General features: G+C 72.6%; 14 protein-coding genes and 2 pseudogenes. 6 read left to right on the top strand and 10 right to left on the bottom strand.

What is annotated here, in order from left to right:
• Positions 1-84 precede the first annotated feature (84 nt).
• Complete coding sequence (locus ACZ3TI_RS37585) at positions 85-804, bottom strand: prepilin peptidase (protein WP_465734495.1); 720 nt, start codon at positions 802-804, stop codon at positions 85-87.
• 277 nt (positions 805-1,081) lie between these two features.
• Between ACZ3TI_RS37585 and ACZ3TI_RS37580 the strand changes: the two genes are divergently transcribed.
• On the top strand, positions 1,082-2,296 hold the full coding sequence (locus ACZ3TI_RS37580; RefSeq protein WP_465734493.1) for a pyridoxal phosphate-dependent aminotransferase: 1,215 nt from the start codon (positions 1,082-1,084) through the stop codon (positions 2,294-2,296).
• A 236-nt stretch (positions 2,297-2,532) separates the two neighbouring features.
• Here ACZ3TI_RS37580 and ACZ3TI_RS37575 read toward each other — a convergent pair whose 3' ends face one another.
• Positions 2,533-4,359 carry a phosphoenolpyruvate carboxykinase (GTP) gene (locus ACZ3TI_RS37575; RefSeq protein WP_465734491.1) on the bottom strand — a complete coding sequence of 609 codons (1,827 nt, stop codon included), beginning with the start codon at positions 4,357-4,359 and terminating at the stop codon, positions 2,533-2,535.
• A gap of 282 nt (positions 4,360-4,641) precedes the next feature.
• Between ACZ3TI_RS37575 and trhA the strand changes: the two genes are divergently transcribed.
• On the top strand, positions 4,642-5,334 hold the full coding sequence (gene trhA / locus ACZ3TI_RS37570) for a PAQR family membrane homeostasis protein TrhA (RefSeq protein ID WP_465734489.1): 693 nt from the start codon (positions 4,642-4,644) through the stop codon (positions 5,332-5,334).
• Here the strand turns inward: trhA and ACZ3TI_RS37565 are convergent.
• Positions 5,305-5,877, bottom strand: coding sequence for a hypothetical protein (locus tag ACZ3TI_RS37565; RefSeq protein ID WP_465734487.1), 573 nt, complete (start codon positions 5,875-5,877; stop codon positions 5,305-5,307). The two genes, trhA and ACZ3TI_RS37565, sit on opposite strands and share 30 nt — an antisense overlap.
• Before the next feature lie 309 nt (positions 5,878-6,186).
• Here ACZ3TI_RS37565 and ACZ3TI_RS37560 point away from each other — a divergent pair, with 309 nt between their 5' ends.
• Both ACZ3TI_RS37560 and ACZ3TI_RS37555 read left to right on the top strand, forming a co-directional pair.
• Positions 6,187-7,731: an MFS transporter gene (locus ACZ3TI_RS37560; RefSeq protein ID WP_465734485.1), complete on the top strand. Its 1,545-nt coding sequence runs from the start codon at positions 6,187-6,189 to the stop codon at positions 7,729-7,731.
• An 8-nt stretch (positions 7,732-7,739) separates the two neighbouring features.
• The gene (locus tag ACZ3TI_RS37555) at positions 7,740-8,414 is read left to right on the top strand and encodes an acyl-CoA-like ligand-binding transcription factor (protein WP_465734483.1); all 675 of its coding nucleotides are present in this window, start codon (positions 7,740-7,742) and stop codon (positions 8,412-8,414) included.
• 142 nt (positions 8,415-8,556) lie between these two features.
• On the opposite strand, the gene ACZ3TI_RS37550 is transcribed toward ACZ3TI_RS37555, so the two are convergent.
• Both ACZ3TI_RS37550 and ACZ3TI_RS37545 read right to left on the bottom strand, forming a co-directional pair.
• Positions 8,557-9,498: a hypothetical protein gene (locus ACZ3TI_RS37550; RefSeq protein ID WP_465734481.1), complete on the bottom strand. Its 942-nt coding sequence runs from the start codon at positions 9,496-9,498 to the stop codon at positions 8,557-8,559.
• Positions 9,499-9,506: 8 nt separating this feature from the next.
• Positions 9,507-10,196 (bottom strand): papain-like cysteine protease family protein, encoded by a 690-nt coding sequence (locus ACZ3TI_RS37545; protein WP_465734479.1) that lies wholly within the window; start codon positions 10,194-10,196, stop codon positions 9,507-9,509.
• Positions 10,197-10,464: 268 nt separating this feature from the next.
• Between ACZ3TI_RS37545 and ACZ3TI_RS37540 the strand changes: the two genes are divergently transcribed.
• On the top strand, positions 10,465-11,397 hold the full coding sequence (locus ACZ3TI_RS37540; protein ID WP_465734539.1) for a hypothetical protein: 933 nt from the start codon (positions 10,465-10,467) through the stop codon (positions 11,395-11,397).
• Positions 11,398-11,403: 6 nt separating this feature from the next.
• On the opposite strand, the gene ACZ3TI_RS37535 is transcribed toward ACZ3TI_RS37540, so the two are convergent.
• Together ACZ3TI_RS37535 and ACZ3TI_RS37530 are read right to left on the bottom strand one after the other, a co-directional pair.
• Positions 11,404-12,045, bottom strand: a complete 642-nt coding sequence (locus ACZ3TI_RS37535; RefSeq protein ID WP_465734477.1) for a hypothetical protein — start codon at positions 12,043-12,045, stop codon at positions 11,404-11,406.
• Entirely contained in the window at positions 12,042-13,757 is a 1,716-nt protein-coding gene (locus ACZ3TI_RS37530) for an alpha/beta hydrolase (protein WP_465734475.1), read from the bottom strand. Before ACZ3TI_RS37530 ends, ACZ3TI_RS37535 begins: the two co-directional genes overlap by 4 nt.
• Before the next feature lie 85 nt (positions 13,758-13,842).
• On the opposite strand from ACZ3TI_RS37530, the gene ACZ3TI_RS37525 reads away from it, so the two are divergent.
• Complete coding sequence (locus tag ACZ3TI_RS37525; protein ID WP_465734473.1) at positions 13,843-14,208, top strand: hypothetical protein; 366 nt, start codon at positions 13,843-13,845, stop codon at positions 14,206-14,208.
• A gap of 8 nt (positions 14,209-14,216) precedes the next feature.
• Here the strand turns inward: ACZ3TI_RS37525 and ACZ3TI_RS37520 are convergent, their stop codons facing one another.
• The 3 genes and pseudogenes from ACZ3TI_RS37520 to ACZ3TI_RS37510 form a co-directional block, all read right to left on the bottom strand.
• Positions 14,217-15,074: a GNAT family N-acetyltransferase gene (locus ACZ3TI_RS37520; RefSeq protein WP_465734471.1), complete on the bottom strand. Its 858-nt coding sequence runs from the start codon at positions 15,072-15,074 to the stop codon at positions 14,217-14,219.
• 57 nt (positions 15,075-15,131) lie between these two features.
• Positions 15,132-17,202: pseudogene (locus tag ACZ3TI_RS37515) on the bottom strand (thioredoxin domain-containing protein).
• A 279-nt stretch (positions 17,203-17,481) separates the two neighbouring features.
• A pseudogene (locus tag ACZ3TI_RS37510) lies at positions 17,482-17,608 on the bottom strand (NADH-quinone oxidoreductase subunit N); the annotation flags it as partial.
• Positions 17,609-17,790: the final 182 nt, after the last annotated feature.

The following is a 17,790-nucleotide window of genomic DNA, read 5'->3' as shown; positions in this document are numbered from 1 at the left end:
TCGAGGGTGGGGCTCGCGTGCCGGCGGCGGGGCCCGTCGTACCGTCCGGTGCGGCGGGCCCTTCCGCCTTCCACCCGCGGCGCGCTACCTCGCGAGGACCGCGGTCAGCGTACCGAGCAGCAGGAACGGCCCCACCGGGACGTCGAGTCCGCGCACCGGGCGGCGGCGGAGCAGGGCGGCGGCGGCCCGCAGCACCGCCCAGAGGCCGGCCAGCACCACCGCGGCGAACAGCCCGCCGAGCGCCACCGACCAGCCGTACCAGCCGAGCAGCCCGCCCAGCGCGAACCCGAGCGGGGAGTCACCGGGCCCCAACGCCCGGGCCCAGACGGCCAGTTCGAGCACCGCGCCGACCGCGAGCGCGACCAGCAGGCAGCGCAGCAGCACCCCGGGGCGCCCCTCGGCCAGCGCCGCCACCGCCAGCAGGACGGCCACCCCGCCGAGCAGCGGCAGGGTCAGCCGGTACGGCAGCCGGCGCACCCGGGCGTCGACGAAGCCGAGTGCCACCCCGAGCGCGGCCGCCCAGACCAGCGCGGCGGTCACCGGCCCGTGCGCCGCGTACGCCACCGCGACGGCGACCGCCGCGACGGCCGCCTCCACCGACCACGGGCCCGCGCCCAAGCGCTCCCGGCAGCCCGGGCAGCGCCCGGTCGGTGGCAGCAGGCGCACCCCACGCCCGCACAACGGGCAGGCCCCGCACCAGGGTTCGCCCTCCGGTACGGCGAAGCGGGCGACCAGCCCGCGCAGCGGCGCCGCCGCCGGGAGACCGACCAGCACCGCCGCGACCAGGACCGGTACCACCGGCACACCCCCTCCTCGATCGACGCACCGGCCACATCCTGCCCCGCCGGGCGGTGCGCCGTCCGGCACGGCCGGATGCGCCGCCGATGTGCCGTCCGTCTCGTTCCGGACCGCGATCGACCCGGGCTCCTCTCATACGGGAGCATTCCGGACACCGAGTTCCCCCTTTGGAAGGCCCGCCGACGCCCCCGCCTGCCGATCAAAGGAGACCCCTCGCAGCCCTCCGGATCACCTTCCCGGAGACCCGCCGTAGGGGTCGTCCGTACCCCTAAAGTAGGCAGGCATGCAGGTCATCCAGTCCAGCAAGCTCGCCAATGTCTGCTACGACATCCGCGGCCCGGTGCTCGACGAGGCGATGCGGCTGGAGGAACAGGGCCACCGCATCCTCAAGCTCAACACCGGCAACCCGGCCACCTTCGGCTTCGAGGCGCCCCCGGAGATCCTCCAGGACATCCTGCGCAACCTCGCGAACGCGCACGGGTACGGCGACTCCAAGGGCCTGCTCTCCGCCCGCCGCGCGGTGGTCATGCACTACGAGGACCGCGGCCTGCACGGCCTCTCCGTCGACGATGTCTTCCTCGGCAACGGCGTCTCCGAGCTGATCCAGCTGGCCATGACCGCGCTGCTGGACGACGGCGACGAGGTGCTCGTCCCGGCGCCGGACTACCCGCTGTGGACCGCCTCGGTCTCGCTGGCCGGCGGCACCGCGGTGCACTACCGCTGCGACGAGCAGTCCGAGTGGTACCCGGACCTCGCCGACATCGAGGCCAAGGTCACCGATCGGACCAGGGCCATCGTGGTGATCAACCCGAACAACCCGACCGGCGCGGTCTACCCGCGCGAGGTCCTGGAGGGGATCGTCGAGATCGCCCGCCGGCACGACCTGGTGGTCTACGCGGACGAGATCTACGACAAGATCCTCTACGACGACGCCGAGCACGTCCCGCTGGCGACGCTGGCCCCGGACCTCTTCTGCGTCACCTTCAACGGCCTGTCCAAGGCGTACCGCGTCGCGGGCTTCCGCTCCGGCTGGATGGTGCTGTCCGGCGAGCGCAGCCGGGCCCGCAGCTACATCGAGGGCCTGACCGTGCTCGCCTCGATGCGACTGTGCGCCAACATGCCCGCCCAGCACGCGGTGGCCGCCGCGCTCGGCGGCCGGCAGTCGATCCGCGACCTGGTGCTCCCGGGCGGCCGGCTGCTCGCCTCGCGCGACGCCGCCTACGAGCTGCTGAACCAGATCCCCGGCGTCAGCTGCGTCAAGCCCAAGGGCGCCCTGTACGCGTTCCCGCGGCTGGACCCGAAGGTCCACAAGATCAAGGACGACGCCCGGATGGTCCTCGACCTGCTGCGCTCCCAGCGCATCCTGCTGGTCCAGGGCACCGGCTTCAACTGGCCCGAGCCGGACCACTTCCGCCTGGTCACCCTGCCCCGGGCGGAGGAGATCACCGACGCGGTGACCCGGATCGGCGACTTCCTCGGCGGCTACACGCAGCCCTGACCGGCGGGGCGGCACCGGCGGCCGAAGGCACTGCCGAAAGCACTGCCGAGAGCACTACGGAAAGCACCGCGGAAAGGCTCCGGAAAGGCTCCGGAAAGCACTACGGCCGGAGTCCCGGTCCGGACGATCTCCTTGGTCGGGGAAAGATCGTCCGGCGGAACTCCGGCCGTCCTGTCGCTCGGCGGGGCGCTCGGTTCGTGCCGCGCGGCCGCCTCTCACTCGGTTGAGACTCAGGCTCAGCCGAGGCGCGCGACCAGGCTCCGGTACTCGTCCCACAGCTCCTTCGGAGTGTGGTCGCCGAAGGTCTCCAGGTGGGCCGGCACGAGCGCGGCCTCCTGGCGCCAGATGTCGGCGTCCACGGTGAAGAGCAGGTCGAGGTCCTCCTGGGACAGCTTCAGGTCGCCGAGGTCGAAGCCCTCGACGGTCGGCAGCACGCCGATCGGGGTCTCCACGCCCTCGCCGGTGCCCTCCAGGCGCTCGACGATCCACTTGAGCACACGGCTGTTCTCGCCGTAGCCGGGCCAGACGAACTTGCCCTCGGTGTTCTTGCGGAACCAGTTGACGTAGTAGATCTTCGGCAGCTTGGCGGGGTCCGCCTGGGCGCCGACCTTCAGCCAGTGGGCGAAGTAGTCGCCCATGTTGTAGCCGCAGAACGGCAGCATCGCGAACGGGTCGCGGCGCAGCTCGCCCACGGTGCCCTCGGCGGCGGCGGTCTTCTCCGAGGCGATGTTGGCGCCGAGGAAGACGCCGTGCTGCCAGTCGAAGGACTCGGTCACCAGCGGGACGGCGGTGGCGCGGCGGCCGCCGAACAGGATCGCCGAGATCGGCACGCCCGCCGGGTCCTCCCACTCGGGAGCGATGGTCGGGCACTGCGCGGCCGGGACGGCGAAGCGGGCGTTCGGGTGGGCGGCCGGGGTGCCGGACTCGGGGGTCCAGTCGTTGCCGCGCCAGTCGGTCAGGTGCGCCGGGGGCTCCTCGGTGAGGCCCTCCCACCACACGTCGCCGTCGTCGGTGAGGGCGACGTTGGTGAAGACGGTGTTGCCCCAGAGGGTCTCGATGGCGTTGGCGTTGGTGTCCACGCCGGTGCCGGGGGCGACGCCGAAGAAGCCGGCCTCGGGGTTGATGGCGTACAGGCGTCCGTCGGCGCCGAAGCGCATCCAGGCGATGTCGTCGCCGATCGTCTCGACCTTCCAGCCCGGGACGGTCGGCTGGAGCATGGCGAGGTTGGTCTTGCCGCAGGCCGAGGGGAAGGCGGCCGCGACGTACTTGGCCTCGCCGTTCGGCGGGGTGAGCTTCAGGATGAGCATGTGCTCGGCCAGCCAGCCCTCGTCGCGGGCCATGGTCGAGGCGATGCGCAGCGCGTAGCACTTCTTGCCGAGCAGGGCGTTGCCGCCGTAGCCCGAGCCGAAGGACCAGATCTCCTTGGTCTCCGGGAAGTGCGAGATGTACTTGGTGGTGTTGCACGGCCAGGCGACGTCCGCCTCGCCCTCGGCCAGCGGGGCGCCGACGGTGTGCACGGCCTTGACGAAGTCGCCGTCCTCGCCGAGCTGGTCCAGCACGGCGCGGCCCATGCGGGTCATCACGCGCATCGAGACGGCGACGTAGGCGGAGTCGGTGATCTCGACGCCGTACGCGGCCAGCGGGGAGCCGACCGGGCCCATCGAGAAGGGCACGACGTACATCGTGCGGCCCTTCATCGCGCCGCGGAACAGGCCCTGCTCGCCCTGGAAGACCTCGCGCATCTCGGCGGGGGCCTTCCAGTTGTTGGTCGGTCCGGCGTCCTTCTCCTGCTCGGAGCAGATGTAGGTGCGGTCCTCCACGCGCGCCACGTCCGTCGGGTCCGAGGCGGCGTAGTAGGAGTTGGGGCGCTTGTCCTCGTCGAGCTTCTTGAAGGTGCCCTGAGCCACCAGCAGGTCCGCGAGGCGCTGGTACTCCTCGTCGGAACCGTCGCACCACTCGATGCGGTCCGGCTGGGTGAGCTCGGCGATCTCGCTCACCCAAGCGAGCAGCTGCTTGTGGCGGGTGGGCGCGGATGCGCTGAGAGCAGAGATCTCGTACGACACGATCGCTCCTTCACGCCATCTCGGCGAAGAGACGGCGTAGCGGGGGTCTGAGGGTGCTTGCAGCGTAGCCCCGGGCTCAAGGCCTGAACGCCCCGAAGCGTCGAAATTGACGCATCTTTTACTACGGTAGGTATGGTTACCTGCTAGTAACTAGTCGCTCACGTCCCGGACGGAGTGCGCGAGGCCACACTTCAAATACTCCAAAACGTCCAAGAGTGACGATCGCCACTTCCTACGCGTCAGTAACCTACGGATGCGTAGGTCGCCGGTAGCATGCTGCGCATGACTGCTGCTGCGCTCACTGAGAGCCTCGTGGAGGGCCCTGCCGAGAGCAGGGAGGGCAAGCCGAAGTGGCGCGGCTGGCTGCACGCCGGGATGTTCCCCGCCACGGTGGCCGCCGGGATCGTGCTGATCTGCCTGGCCGACTCCACGCCCGCCAAGATCGCCTGCGCGATCTACTCGGTCAGCGCCTGGCTGCTGTTCGGGGTCAGCGCGGTGTACCACCGCTTCGACTGGGGCCCGCGCGGCGACGCCGTGCTGCGCCGGCTGGACCACGCGAACATCTTCCTGATCATCGCGGGCACCTACACGCCGTTCACGATGCTGCTGCTCAAGGGCGCCGCGCAGCAGGTGCTGCTCTGGGCGGTCTGGGGCGGCGCGCTCGCCGGGATCGCCTTCCGGGTGTTCTGGGTCGGCGCGCCGCGCTGGCTGTACACCCCGGTGTACATAGCGCTGGGCTGGGCCGCCGCGTTCTTCCTGCCGGACTTCCTGCACACCGGCGGCGTCGCCGTCCTGGTGCTGATGATCGTCGGCGGGGTGCTCTACAGCATCGGCGGCGTGGTGTACGGGCTCAAGCGGCCCGACCCTTCACCGCGCTGGTTCGGCTTCCACGAGGTGTTCCACGCCTTCACCCTCGGGGCGTTCATCGTGCAGTACGTCGGCGTCTCACTGGTGGCGTACAGCGCGGCCGGCTGAACCCGGCGCACCACGACGGGCGGTCGAACGGTCCACGGACCGGGCGGCCGCCCGTTCGGCCGTCCAGGGCCGCTCGTACGGCGCCCGGATCTGCGGGCGGCGCGGGTACAGCGGGTGGTCGGCCGCGCCGGGCTCGGACTGCGGGGCCGGCTCCCGGTGGCCGTAGTCCGCCGGGTGCTCGTCGCGTCCGGCGACCGACGACGGCTCCGAGGGCACCGACGCCTCCGGCCGCACCGCGCGGCTGGAGGTGCCGCGCGCCTGCCGGGCGTCCAGAGCCTCGCGGGCCCGGCGGCAGCGCTCGCAGTGCGCGGCGTCCGGAATGCCCCGGCGCGGACGGTGCCGGATCGGGGTCGGCCGGCCGTGCAGGGCCCGCCAGCGGCGACCGACGTAGACCATGAGCAGCACGGTCTCGACCCCGGCGACCGCCAGGACCAGCAGGGCGCCGTTGATCAGATAGGCCGCGACCACGGCCAGCGCGGAGGCCACCACCGCCGCCGCACCCCACACCTGGGCCCTCGCCTGCCTGTCGTCCGCATCGGCCACTTCGGCTCCCCTTTCCCCGGTGCCGGGCTCGTGGTCGGCTCCTGCCGCCCCACCCCTTCTCCGCTCTCGGCACGCGTCGGCCAGCACTGACCGATTGCCACATGGTATCTACCGACAGTCACTCCCGACTGCCCCCAAGCGGCGAACGGCAGATCAACGTTGCGTCAATTCCGTGTGCGGAAGCAGCACTTCCAGGACACATAACGGAGTGTGATCGCATGATGACCCATCCATCGCATTGACGGCCGCCATCTTTTGAGAGTTACTGTCATTTGACAGCAACTCCCACGTGTGAGCCCTGGAGGTCACGTGCCCGCCGCTCCGCCCACCCCCGCCACCAGCACCGCGGCCGTCCCCACCGCCGACCCGCGACGGTGGCTCGCCCTGGTCGCCGTCGCCCTGAGCGTGCTGGTGATCAGCTTCGACATGACGGTCCTCAACGTCGCCCTGCCCACGCTCGCCTCACAGCTGCAGGCCACCACCGGGCAGCAGCAGTGGATCGTCGACGCCTACACCGTGGTCTTCGCCGCCGTGATGCTCCCCGCCGGGCTGCTCGGCGACCGCTTCGGCCGCCGCCGAACGCTCACCGCCGGCCTCGCGCTGTTCGGCCTGGCCTCCGCCGTCGGCATGCTCACCGACTCCCCCGCCACCCTGATCGCCGCCCGCGCCGGGATGGGGCTGGCCGGAGCGCTGGTCATGCCGATGTCCATGGCGGTGATCCCCGGCCTCTTCCCGCCCGCCGACCAGCGCCGGGCCACCGCGATCCTCGCCGCCGCGCTCTCCGCGGGCGCCCCGCTCGGACCGCTGATCGGCGGCTTCCTGCTGCAGCACTTCTGGTGGGGCTCGGTCTTCGCGATCAACGTCCCGCTGACCGCGACTGGCATCGTCGCCTGCGTCCTGCTGCTGCCCGAGAGCCGCAATCCCGCCCCGCCCCGGATCGACCTGCTCGCCACCGTGCTCGCCGCCACCGGACTGAGCGCGCTCACCTACGGGATCATCGAGGGCTCCGAACGCGGCTGGACCGACCCGCTGGTGACCGCCACGCTGGCCGTCTCGGTGCTCGCCCTCGCCGTCCTGGTGCTGCGCAGCCGCCGGCAGCACGAGCCGATGCTCGACCTGGCCCTGCTCGCCGACCGCACCTTCCGCTGGTCCTCCGTCGCGGCCACGCTGATCTCGTTCGTCCTGTTCGGCGGCTTCTTCGTGCTGCCGCTCTACTTCCAGAGCGTGCTCGGCACCGACGCCCTCGGCAGCGGGCTGCGGCTGATGCCGATGATGCTCGGGCTGATGGTGGCCGCCAAGCTCACCGACCCGCTGGTCCGCCGGATCGGCGCCCGTACGGTGATCACCCTCGGCCTGGCCCTGCTCGCCGCCGCCCTGCTGTTCGGCAGCCGCACCGGCGCGGACGACGGCTACGGGCGGGCCGCGCTCTGGCTCGGCGTGCTCGGCTTCGGCATGGGCCTGTCGCTGATCACCGCCCAGGCCTCCGCGCTGGTCACGCTGCCCGCGGCCCGGGCCGGGGTCGGCTCCGGACTGCTGCAGACGCTGCGGCAGGTCGGCGGCGCGCTCGGCATCGCCGTCTTCGGCAGCCTGCTGTCCGGGGCGTACCGGAACGCGCTGGACACCGGCGGGCTGCCGGCCGAGGCGGCGCACCGGGCCGGGGAGTCGGTGGTCGCCGCCGACGCCGTCGCCCGGGCCGGGGGCGGGCCCGCACTCAGCGCCTCCGCGCACGCGGCGTACGTGCACGGGATGGGGGTGGTGCTGCTGGTCGCCGGACTGGTCGCGGTGGTCTCGGCGGTGCTGGTCGCGGCACGGATGCCCACGGACACCCCGGCCGCCACCGGAGATCACGGATAATCGGACGCATGACGCCCCAGCAGCCGACCGCGGCCCTCCCGGACGCCCCGACCGACCCGGTCCGGAAGACCAACCCGGTCCAGGCGATGCTGGAGGCGCCGCTGTCGCTGCGCGAGCGCAAGAAGCTCAAGACCCGCCAGGGCATCCGCCGCGAGGCGTACCGGCTGTTCTCCGCGCAGGGCTACGAGAACACCACGGTGGAGCAGATCGCCGCCGCCGCCGAGGTCTCGCCGTCCACCTTCTTCCGGTACTTCGCCACCAAGGAGGACCTGGTCCTCTCCGACGAGTACGACCCGGCCGTGATCGCCGCCCTGCTGGAGCGGCCCACCGACGAGCCCTTCCTCACCTCCTGCCGGGAGGCCATGGTCGGCCTGACCCGCGAACTGCTCCAGCACGAACGCGAGGAGCTGTTCACCCGGATGCGGCTGGTCACCGAAGTGCCCGCGCTGCGCGCCGCACTCCACCGCAGCAGCGACAACCCGCAGCAGTTGTTCCTCACCGTGCTCACCCGGCGGGCCGGCATCGAGGAGCCCACGTACGAGATGCGGGTCACCGCCGCCGCCATCGCCGCCGCCACCGCCGAAGCCCTGCTGCACTGGGCCGACGGCGAGGGGCGGGAGGACATCGCGGACCTGGTCGACCGCACCTTCGCACTGCTGCAAAGCGGCTTCGCCGGGATGTGAGCCCGGCTGGTGCGGGTCGCGGTACGGCCTGCGGTCATAGGTCGTAGTGATAGGTCGCGGTCAGTGGGTCGCGGTCAGTGGGTCGCGGTAATAGGGGAGAGGCAGCGGGGCCCGGTCCGCTCGGCCGGGCCCCGCTCCCCCCTCACCCGCGGCGGACGCCCGTCCTCCGCCGCAGGACCGCGCCCGCGCCCACCAGCGCGGTGGCGCCCAGCGCCGCGGCCGCCGTCACGGCCGACAGCACCGAACCGCCGCCCGCCGCCGGCTGCGGCGCGGCCACCGGTTGCGCGGCGGCGTGCGCGGGGTCGGCTGCGGCGTGCGCTGCAACCGCCGTGTCCGCCGCGTCCGCCGTGTCCGCCGTGTCCGCCTGGTAGCCGCCGCCCTTGCCCGACCGGTCGTACGCCGAGCCGGGCAGCTTGTCCCCGTACCGCTGGTGCACCAGCTGCTGGTACGCGGCCAGCGACACCCCGTCCGCGCCCACCGAGCGCCGGGCTTCCTCGTCCAGCGGCAGCACCCGGCCGTCGCGCAGCACGTACCAGGCGTTGACCTGCGGCTCACGGAAGGCGGTGCCGCCGCCGCTGGTCGCCGCCTTCGCCGCGTAGTCGCTCTCGTCACCACCCGAGGCGATGTTCACGACCCGCCAGGCGTCGCCCTGGCGGACCGTCCAGACCGAGGCGGTCTGCCCGTCCGCCGCGACCACCTTGCTGGCGGTGAACTCGGCCTTCGCCACCGGCGCGCCCGGGGTGCCGGCCACGAAGCCGGCGTCCAGGACGTACACCGGCACGGTGTCACCGGCCAGCCTCGGCGCGGACGCGCTCGCCGCCCACGCCTCCTCGGCGGCGCCGATGGTCAGCTGCTGGGTCGGCGGGACGCCCTTGCGGGCGAAGAAGTGGCCGACCTTGTCCAGGACGGCCGGGTCCTGGACCGCGCCGCGGGCCCGGGCCAGCTCGGCGGCCGGCACCGGGGCGGGGGCCGAGGCGGCCGACGCGGGCGGGGCGGCGTACGCGGCCGGGGCGAGCGCCAGCGCGAAGCCGGCGGTGAGCAGGGCGCCGACGGCGGCCCGACGGAGGTCACGGATCTCGGTCATGGTCGCCCTCACGCGCCGATCCGGTACAGGGAGTGGGTCCACGAGAACGTGTCGTTGTTCACGTAGTACCAGTAATCCGCCCAGTTGTAGCGGTAGTTGGACGGCCACGGGTCGCCCCAGTAGACCCAGTTGTTCCCGGTGTCGTAGCCGTACAGGACGTGCATGTGCCCGCCGCCCGAGCTCCACTGGATGCGGGTCTCGATCGGCCGGTTGGCGTCCACCTCGGCCTGCACGGTGCTGTAGCGCAGGTACCCCGTGACGTACGAGCCCGGGTTGATACCGACCCAGTCGAGCCCGTTCTGGACATCGGCCAGCGTGGCCTGGCTGTTGGGGCAGCCGGAGTCGGTGGCACGGCCGAAGGCCGCGTTGCAGAACTGGTTCTGGCTGTAGTGGTAGCCGAACCAGGTGGCGATGGTGTTCCCGCTCGCCGCCCAGCACCAGTTGGTCTGCTGTTGCTGCTGCATGGTGATGTTGAGCTGCTTGTACGTGCCGGCCAGATCGGCCGTGCTGCCGGGCGCGGCGGCCCGGCGCACCTGGTGCGGGGCCCGGTCCTGGGCGGGGGTGGCGGCGACCGTGGGGGCGGTAGCCGTCGGGGCGGCGACCGCGGGCGCGGCCACCGCGGCGGTGAGCGCCGGCCCGAGCACGCCGAGGGCGAGCAACGAGACGGCACGGCGCAGCCGTATCCGTGGAACTGGCATGTGGGGATGCCTCCTTGCGCGAGTGGAGCGAGGTGCTGTGTGGGGGCGCGGTCCGGATCGCGCCCCGAGCATCGCGCCGCTCCCCGGAGACGGTCAACGGCCCTTGCAGCGGCCCGAGTTGAGGTGTGAACGCCCGGGCGAGAGTGTGAACAGCGCGCCGGAAACCCCCGCGCACCAGGCGCGGACCGGTGACAAACCGCCGTACCGATGTGAATATTCACGGTCAAAAGCCGGACCGCCCGTCCGCCCCCGCCCCCAGGAGGCCGCCATCCACCGGAGCGACCCAGCCGACCTCGCCGCCGCCCTGCGCACCGGCCCGTTCCACCTCGCCCTGCGCACCGCCATCGCCGCCCGGGGCCTCGCGCTGCACCGGATCCGCCGCCACCTCGCGCTGCGCGGCGTGAACGTCGGCGTCACCAGCCTCAGTTACTGGCAGCAGGGCCGCCGCCGCCCCGAACGCCCCGAGTCGCTACGCGCCGTCGCCGCCCTGGAGGACGTCCTCGACCTGCCCGAACACTCCCTCACCCGGCTGCTCGGCCCCCGCCGCGCCGTCGGCACCGCCCCCACCGGCCCGCCGGTACGGCCGTACCGCGACCTCATCTCCCCCGCCACCGCCGTCGACGACCTGCTCACCGCACTCGCCGGGCCGCGCGACACCGGCCTGCACACCGTCACCCACATCGAGCGCATCCGCATCGGCCCCGACCGTCAACTCACCCGCCGCGACTCCCAGCACGCGCTGCGCGCCCACCGCGACGGCATCGACCGCTACCTCGCGCTCTACCAGGGCGACCCGGGCAGCGACATCACGCTGGTCGGCGTCCGTGCCGAGGAGAACTGCCGCCCCGGCCGCATCCGCCGCGACCGCGCCCACCACCTGCTCGCCGCCGAACTCCTCCTCGACCGCCGCCTCCGCGCCGGCGACACCCACCTGCTCGGCTACGGCTTCGACGACGCCCCCTCCCCGGACCCCAGCTGCGAGTACGTCCGCGGCTTCAACTCCGGCGCCGGCCAGTACGTCCTCCAGGTCACCTTCCACCCCGACGCCCTCCCCGTCCGCTGCCACCGCTTCGCCCTCCACTCCCCGGGCGAGGCCCCGTACGAGACCGAGGAGCTCACCCTCGACGGCCACCGGTGCGTGCACCTGGTGGCAACGGCCCTGCGGCCGTGCATCCTGGGGATCCGGTGGGACTGGGAGTAGCGGCGGTCAGTGCGACCAGTACGGGTCGTCGAGGGGGTCGACCACCCAGTTGGTGCCGTTGCGTGGCGTCCTGGCGAGCGGGGACAGGGGCGTGTACTCCTGGGCGGGTCGGTACAGCACCGCGTGCGCCTCGACCCTGAACATCACCGTGTAGGCGGAGGAGTCCTGGACCTCGGACGCGTAGAAGGTCAGGGAGGTCTCTCCGCCGACCGTCCCGGCACCGCGGAGATACTGCTCCTTCGCGGACGGACCCGGCCGATTGACCACCGTGCTCCCGAGCGCCTGCCAGGCCTGAGCCACCTGGTCCATCAGGACCGGGAGCTTCGCCCGCGAGATCACGGTCCGGACGTGGACGATCTCGGTGACGTCCGACCCCAGGTTCGGCTCGCCGTCCCTGTGGTCCGGCTCCCTCTCCACCTCGAAGTCGGCGCCCGCGTACGTGAGGGACGGCGAGACCGCCTCCATGGTGGCCCGCAGAGCAGCATCGATCCGGCTGTTCGCGACCTCGGGACTCAACCGGGTCTTCCGGTCGTTCGTGGCCGACGGACCGTATCCGCTGGAGTACAGCACCACCAGGGCGACGATCGGAGCCGTGAAGAGCAGGACGACGAAGCCCGTCACCTTCCAGCGGGTCGCCCGCGGCGTCATCCGCGCCCCTGTGTTTCGTGGACGTCGTCGTCCCTGCCCGTGACGATGGAGGCGATGTTGCCCAGCGAGGGGCCGCCGTACTCCGGGGTGAGGTACTTGGTGTGCATCCCGAAGTCCGCGTTCGTCATCTGGCTCATGCCGTCGACCGTGAAACGCTTGGCCCCGAAGGAATCGCTCGCCGGGTCCCTTCCGTACCAGTTGTCCTCCCGGTCGGCTCCCACCCATCCGTTGATCGGCCAGGGCATCAGGCTGCCCGGCGAGGGGAGGTAGGTGACCGGGTCGTTGTTGGCCGCGCCCACCCAGACATGGCCGCTGGGCACACCCAGGTCCGAGGCGTGCTTCACGCCGACCCCCGGACTGCCGATGATCACCACGTCGTCCGGCGGCCTGAGGTTGCCGGAATGCGTCGCGTACCTCGTTGCCTGGCCGACGAGCAGCGAGCCGTAGCTGTGGCCCATCGAGGTGATGTGCGCGCTCTCGTTGTTCGCCCGTAGCCCCGTGACGAACTTCGCGTAGGCCGGTGCGCCTTCGAGTGCTTTCCCCGGGAGCGCCGCGCCCGGGTCCTGCCCGGGCGGGTCGTAGCCAAGCCAGACGATGGAGGCCACCGACCCGCCGGGCTTGACCCTCTTGTCGGCCTCCCGCCAGACGTTCAGCGCGTTGTCCGCCTCATTGGTGCCGGGCGTGGCACCGGGGATCGTCCTGCCGAGCGAGTCGGGAGTCGTGGTGATACCGGGCACGTAGGAGGAGATATCGGTGGCGGTGTCGGGGTTTCCGTAGGAGAGGATCGCGCGGCCCTGGCCGTCGGAGCCGATGCCGAGCAGGTAGACCCCGGGCCTGCCGTCCTGGGCACGGGCGTCCTGGTCCAGGCGTTGCTGAATGGGCTTGAGCTTCTTGTACTCGGCTTCCTCAGCAGACGTCCGGGGGTGGTCCTCGAGCTGTTTGATCCGCTTCGTCAGGTAGTCCTGGTTCACCTTGTCCCGCACGTCCGCCGGGACGCCGTCGAGGTTGCCGAGCACCTCCGGGTGGTGGCTGAGGAACCACTGCTGTCCGTCCGGGCCGAGGCCCTTCCACCAGGAGTTGACCTCGGTGGGGGAGGCGTCCTTGGCCGGCATACTCCGCTGCCAGAGGGGGTTGGCTCCTTCGGCCCAGGTCTCCAGGTACGCGTCGGCGCTCGCGGTCTTCTCGTCCAGGCCGGACTTGTCCGCGGCGTGGCCCGCGAACCGGTTCAGCTCGGCGGTCAGGCCCTCGTCGGCGCGGGTGGCCTCGGAGAGCGCCGTGCCGATCCGCTTGCCGATCTCCTCGGCGGCCGCCTTCTGCTTGGCCGCCCAGTCGGTGGCCTGGTACGGGTTGGTCGACGGGGGCCAGCTCACCGCGCCGTCGTCGCCGACCGTGAAGCCCTTGGCCTGGGCGTCGGCGAGGGCTTGCTTGAGCTTGCCCTGGGCGAGTGTGAAGGAGTCGGCGTAGTCCCGTAACTCCTTGCCGATGCAGCTGAGCTCGGTCATCGCGGCGCTCAGCTTGGTGGTGATGCCGTCCAGGATGGGGATCGCGGCGGTGGCCGCCGGGCCGCTCCACCCGGATCCGTGGACCCGGTCGGTGGTGCCGCTCTTCCATTCGGCGGCGTGCTGGAGGTAGGCCTTGCACAGCGCGTCGTAGGCGTCCGCCGCCGCGTAGAGGTCCGCCGGTTTCGCGTTCCTCAGACTTGCGAGGTCCATGACGTCTCCCCCGTCACCGTCGAGTGCCCCCCGGCACTCGTGGCTACCATAGCCCCGCGAACCGACACGGCGTCAGGGGGGCCAAATGCCGAGTGATCCGGGATTCACCGTCAAACCAGGGGAGTTGACCGCCGCCGGGAACAACGCGCTGACGGTGGCCGGGAAGGTCCCGGACGAGACGGCGAAGTTGGCGGAGCCCAGCACCAAGGCCGCGGGGAGTCTGGCGGGTTGGCAGAGCGGGGCGGCGCTGCAGGCGTGCAGCACCGCCTGGAAGACGCTGCTGGACGGGCTCTCGACCGACATGAAAGCGGCCGGGGGCAACCTGATCACCTGCGCGCAGACCTATGTGAACTCCGACCGGCTGCCGGCGCCCGCCGCGGCCGGGGTCACCGACCCCTTCGGCACGAAGGTGGCGGGCGTGACCGGCGGGCACCTGACCAAGGACGCGTAACCGCCGCCCTATGCCCGGAAGTCCAGGATCAGGCAGTCCTCCACGGCGCGGTACCCGATCTGCTGGTAGATGGAGTTGCTGGTCGGGTTGGCGAGGTCGGTGTAGAGCAGCACCTCCTCCGCCCCCTGGGTGAGGGCGTACGCGGAGGCGGCGGCCGTGACGGCGCTGCCGTAGCCGCGGCCGCGGCGGTCGGCGGGGGTGTAGACCGGGCCGATGCGGGACATCCCGGCGAGGACCGGGCTGCTGCCGGCCAGGGCGACCGGGCTGCCGCCGTCCTCCCACAGGTGGAGCCCGCCGGCCGCGATCCGGTCGTCCACCGCCCGCGGCACGTCGGGCAGCAGGACCCCGGCCTCGGCGAGGAACTCCTGGTACCAGCGGATCGCCAGCTCGCGGTCGGCCGGCGCGGCGAGCCGGTGGCGGCCGGCGGGCGGGCGCGATGGGTCGGTCAACTGTCCGAGGCGGTAGAGCCGTTCGTCGACCCGCACGGACTGCTGGGTGCCGGTGGCCGCCGTCCAGGCCGCGGCGAAGGCGCGGACCGTGTCCGCCGCCCCGCCGACCCCGGCAATGGTGGTGAACCCGGGGCCGACGGCGGCGAGTTCGACCGCCAGCTCGGCGGCCGCGGCCTGCGACATGAAGGAGAGCCGGGGGTCGAACGGCGGCGTCTGCAGGAAGGCTCCGCCGACCGGCGCGCCCTTCTCGGCCCGCCACCAGCCGAAGACCGGTGGCCCGCCGAACACGTCCGGTCCGGCCTGGACCAGCCGGTGCGCGATGGTGAGCAGGACGGTGTTCTCGGCGGGGCGGGCTGCCAGGAAGGCGCCCGCCTGGTCACGGAAGTCGTCGAGCGAGGTGCTGAAGGTCCAGGTCATGGCCCATCCTCACTCGCTCGTCGACCGCCTGCCAGCGATTATCCGAGCAGTTCCCGGCTATCCGAGGCCGCTCCCCAGCCGTTCCGCCAGCGCCGCCGGGTCGGTGGTCGGCGCGTCGCAGGCGAAGTGCCGGCAGACGTACGCGGCGGGCGCCCCGCCGACCAGCGGCCGGTCCGCCAGGAGCGGCACCTCGGTCTCCCCTGGCGCGCCGACCGCGACCACGGCGCCCGGCGCCGTCCCGAGCAGCGCGGCCCGCCGCAGCGCGGCCGTGGCCGGGTCCCCGGCCGGGCCGACCACGGCGACCTCGCGCGGCCCGTCGAGCAGCGCCTCCGCGACGGCCAGGCCCCAGCCGATGAACCGGGGTGCCCGCGCGGCGAGCGCGCCGACCACGCCGAGGGCCCGCTCGGCGGCCGTCCGGTGCCGGTCGGAGCCGGTGTACGCGGCGTAGGTGAGCAGGGCGCCGGCGGCGGCCGTCCAGCCGGACGGGGTGGCGTTGTCGGTCGGGTCCTGCGGGCGGCGGATCAGCTCCTCGGCGTCGTCGGCGGTGTCGTAGAGCGCACCGGAGGCCTCGTCGGTGAAGTGCTTGAGGACGGTGCCGAGCAGGCCGCCGGCCAGCTGCAGCCACTCGGCCTCGCCGGTGACGGCGTACAGGGCGAGGAAGCCCTCGGCGGTGTCCGCGTAGTCCTCCAGGACGCCCGCGTTGGCACCGGCCCGGCCGTCCCGGGAGGTGCGCAGCAGCCTGCCGTCGGGGGTGAGGTGGACGGCGAGCAGCAGGTCGCCGGCGCGCTCGGCGGCCTCGACCAGGTCGGGCCGGTCCAGCAGTGCGCCGGTCTCGGCGAGCGCGGCGATGGCGAGGCCGTTCCAGGCGGCGACCACCTTCTCGTCCCGGGCCGGTGCGGGTCGGGCCGAGCGCGCTTCGAGCATCCGGGCGCGGATCGTCTCGTACTCGGTGAAGTCCTCTGGATCGGCGAGGAGTTGGAGGACGGAGGTGCCGTGCTCGAAGGTGCCCTCGGCGGTGACGGTGAACAGCCGGGCGGCGGTGGCCGCGTCGGCGGGGCCGAGCAGGTCGACCAACTGGCCGGGCTCCCACACGTAGTACGCGCCCTCGGCGGACTGCCCGGTCTCCTCGTCGAGGCTGTCGGCGTCCAGCGCGGAGGCGAACGCGCCCTCGGGCGTGCGGAGTTCGCGCAGCAGGAAGTCCGCGGTGGACAGCGCGACCCGCCGCGCGAGTGCGGAGCCGGTCGCCCGCCACAGGTGCAGGTAGACGCGCAGCAGCAGGGCGTTGTCGTACAGCATCTTCTCGAAGTGCGGCACCACCCAGCCGGCGTCCACCGCGTACCGGGCGAAGCCGCCGCCGAGCTGGTCGTGGATCCCGCCGCGGGCCATCGCCTCGCCGGTGCGGACGGCCATCTCCAGGGCCGCCTCGGAGCCGGTGCGCGCGTGGTGGCGCAGCAGGAACTCGATCGCCATGGCCGGCGGGAACTTGGGCGCGCCGCCGAAGCCGCCGCGCGCCTGGTCGAACTCCCGGCTGAGGGTCACCAGCGCCTGGTGCAGGTCCGCTTCACCGGGCGGGTTGTGGGCGCCGGCCGAGTAGACGGCGGCCCGCTCGGCGAGGTCGGCCCGGATCCGTCCGGCGACCTCGGCGACCTCCTGCCGCCGGTCCCGCCAGGCGGCGTCCACGCCCTCCAGCACCTGCCGGAAGGACGGCATCCCGTGCCGGGGCTCGGGCGGGAAGTACGTGCCGAAGTAGAACGGCTCCTTGTCGGGCGTGAGGAAGACCGTCATCGGCCATCCGCCCTGCCCGGTCGCGGCCTGCACCGCCTCCATGTACACGGCGTCCACGTCCGGGCGCTCCTCGCGGTCCACCTTGACCGCGACGAACCGCTCGTTCAGGTACCCGGCGAGCGCGGCGTCCTCGAAGCTCTCGTGCGCCATCACATGACACCAGTTGATTGTTCGTCAGAAGCGGTAACCAATGGCAGGATGCGTACCCCACCGAGAGGAGGATGGGTACGTCCCGCCTTGCCGCTTCTGACATCGCCTCCTCTCCCCACTCCCACCAGTCCACAGGATTGGTGGCGTGCTGCTGGAGATACGGCGACTGGGCATGCACCAGTCGATTCACCATGACCGCAGTATCCCAGCCACCCGGCCCACCGTGGGGACCGTCCGGCGAACACGCCGAGAGCGTCAGCAATCGCCGGGTGGGCTCTCGATGAACTCCAGCAGGTTGCCGACCAGGTCCTGGGTGTAGAAGCGGCGGCGGGGTGGCAGGCTGTCGTCCCACATCACCAGCGCGCCGAGTTCGGCCAGCCGGGCGGCGAACGCGTCGATCTCGCTGACCGCGAGCCCGGGGCGGGCCTTGCGGGTGGGGCGGAACCCGGCTCGATCATCAGGTAGTAGTGTCCCGGCGCGGACCGACCAGCGCGAAGGCCTGCGGCGAGGCCACCTCCGGCGCGATGATCAGCGTCGCGAGGTCGCGGGCGGCGGGCAGCAGGGCGGCGGCCCGCGGCGCTGCTGAGCAGCAGGAACCAGTCCGCCACGCTCCGGGCCTCGAGGGCAGGTCCGCTCCGTGCGGCCGGGTGCCCGCACGTGTGCGGGGACCCGGCCAGCTCGGTGGATCAGAGCGAGAAGACCTCTTCGATCAGTGCCTGCTGCTCGGCGGCGTGTCGCTTGGCGGAGCCGACCGCGGGGGAGGAGGCCGTCGTGCGGGCGA

The sequence above is a fragment of the Kitasatospora sp. NPDC023120 genome, from assembly GCF_055560835.1.
The sequence above is the reverse complement of the archived record's forward strand: the minus strand, read 5'-3'. Positions and strand labels throughout refer to the sequence as shown.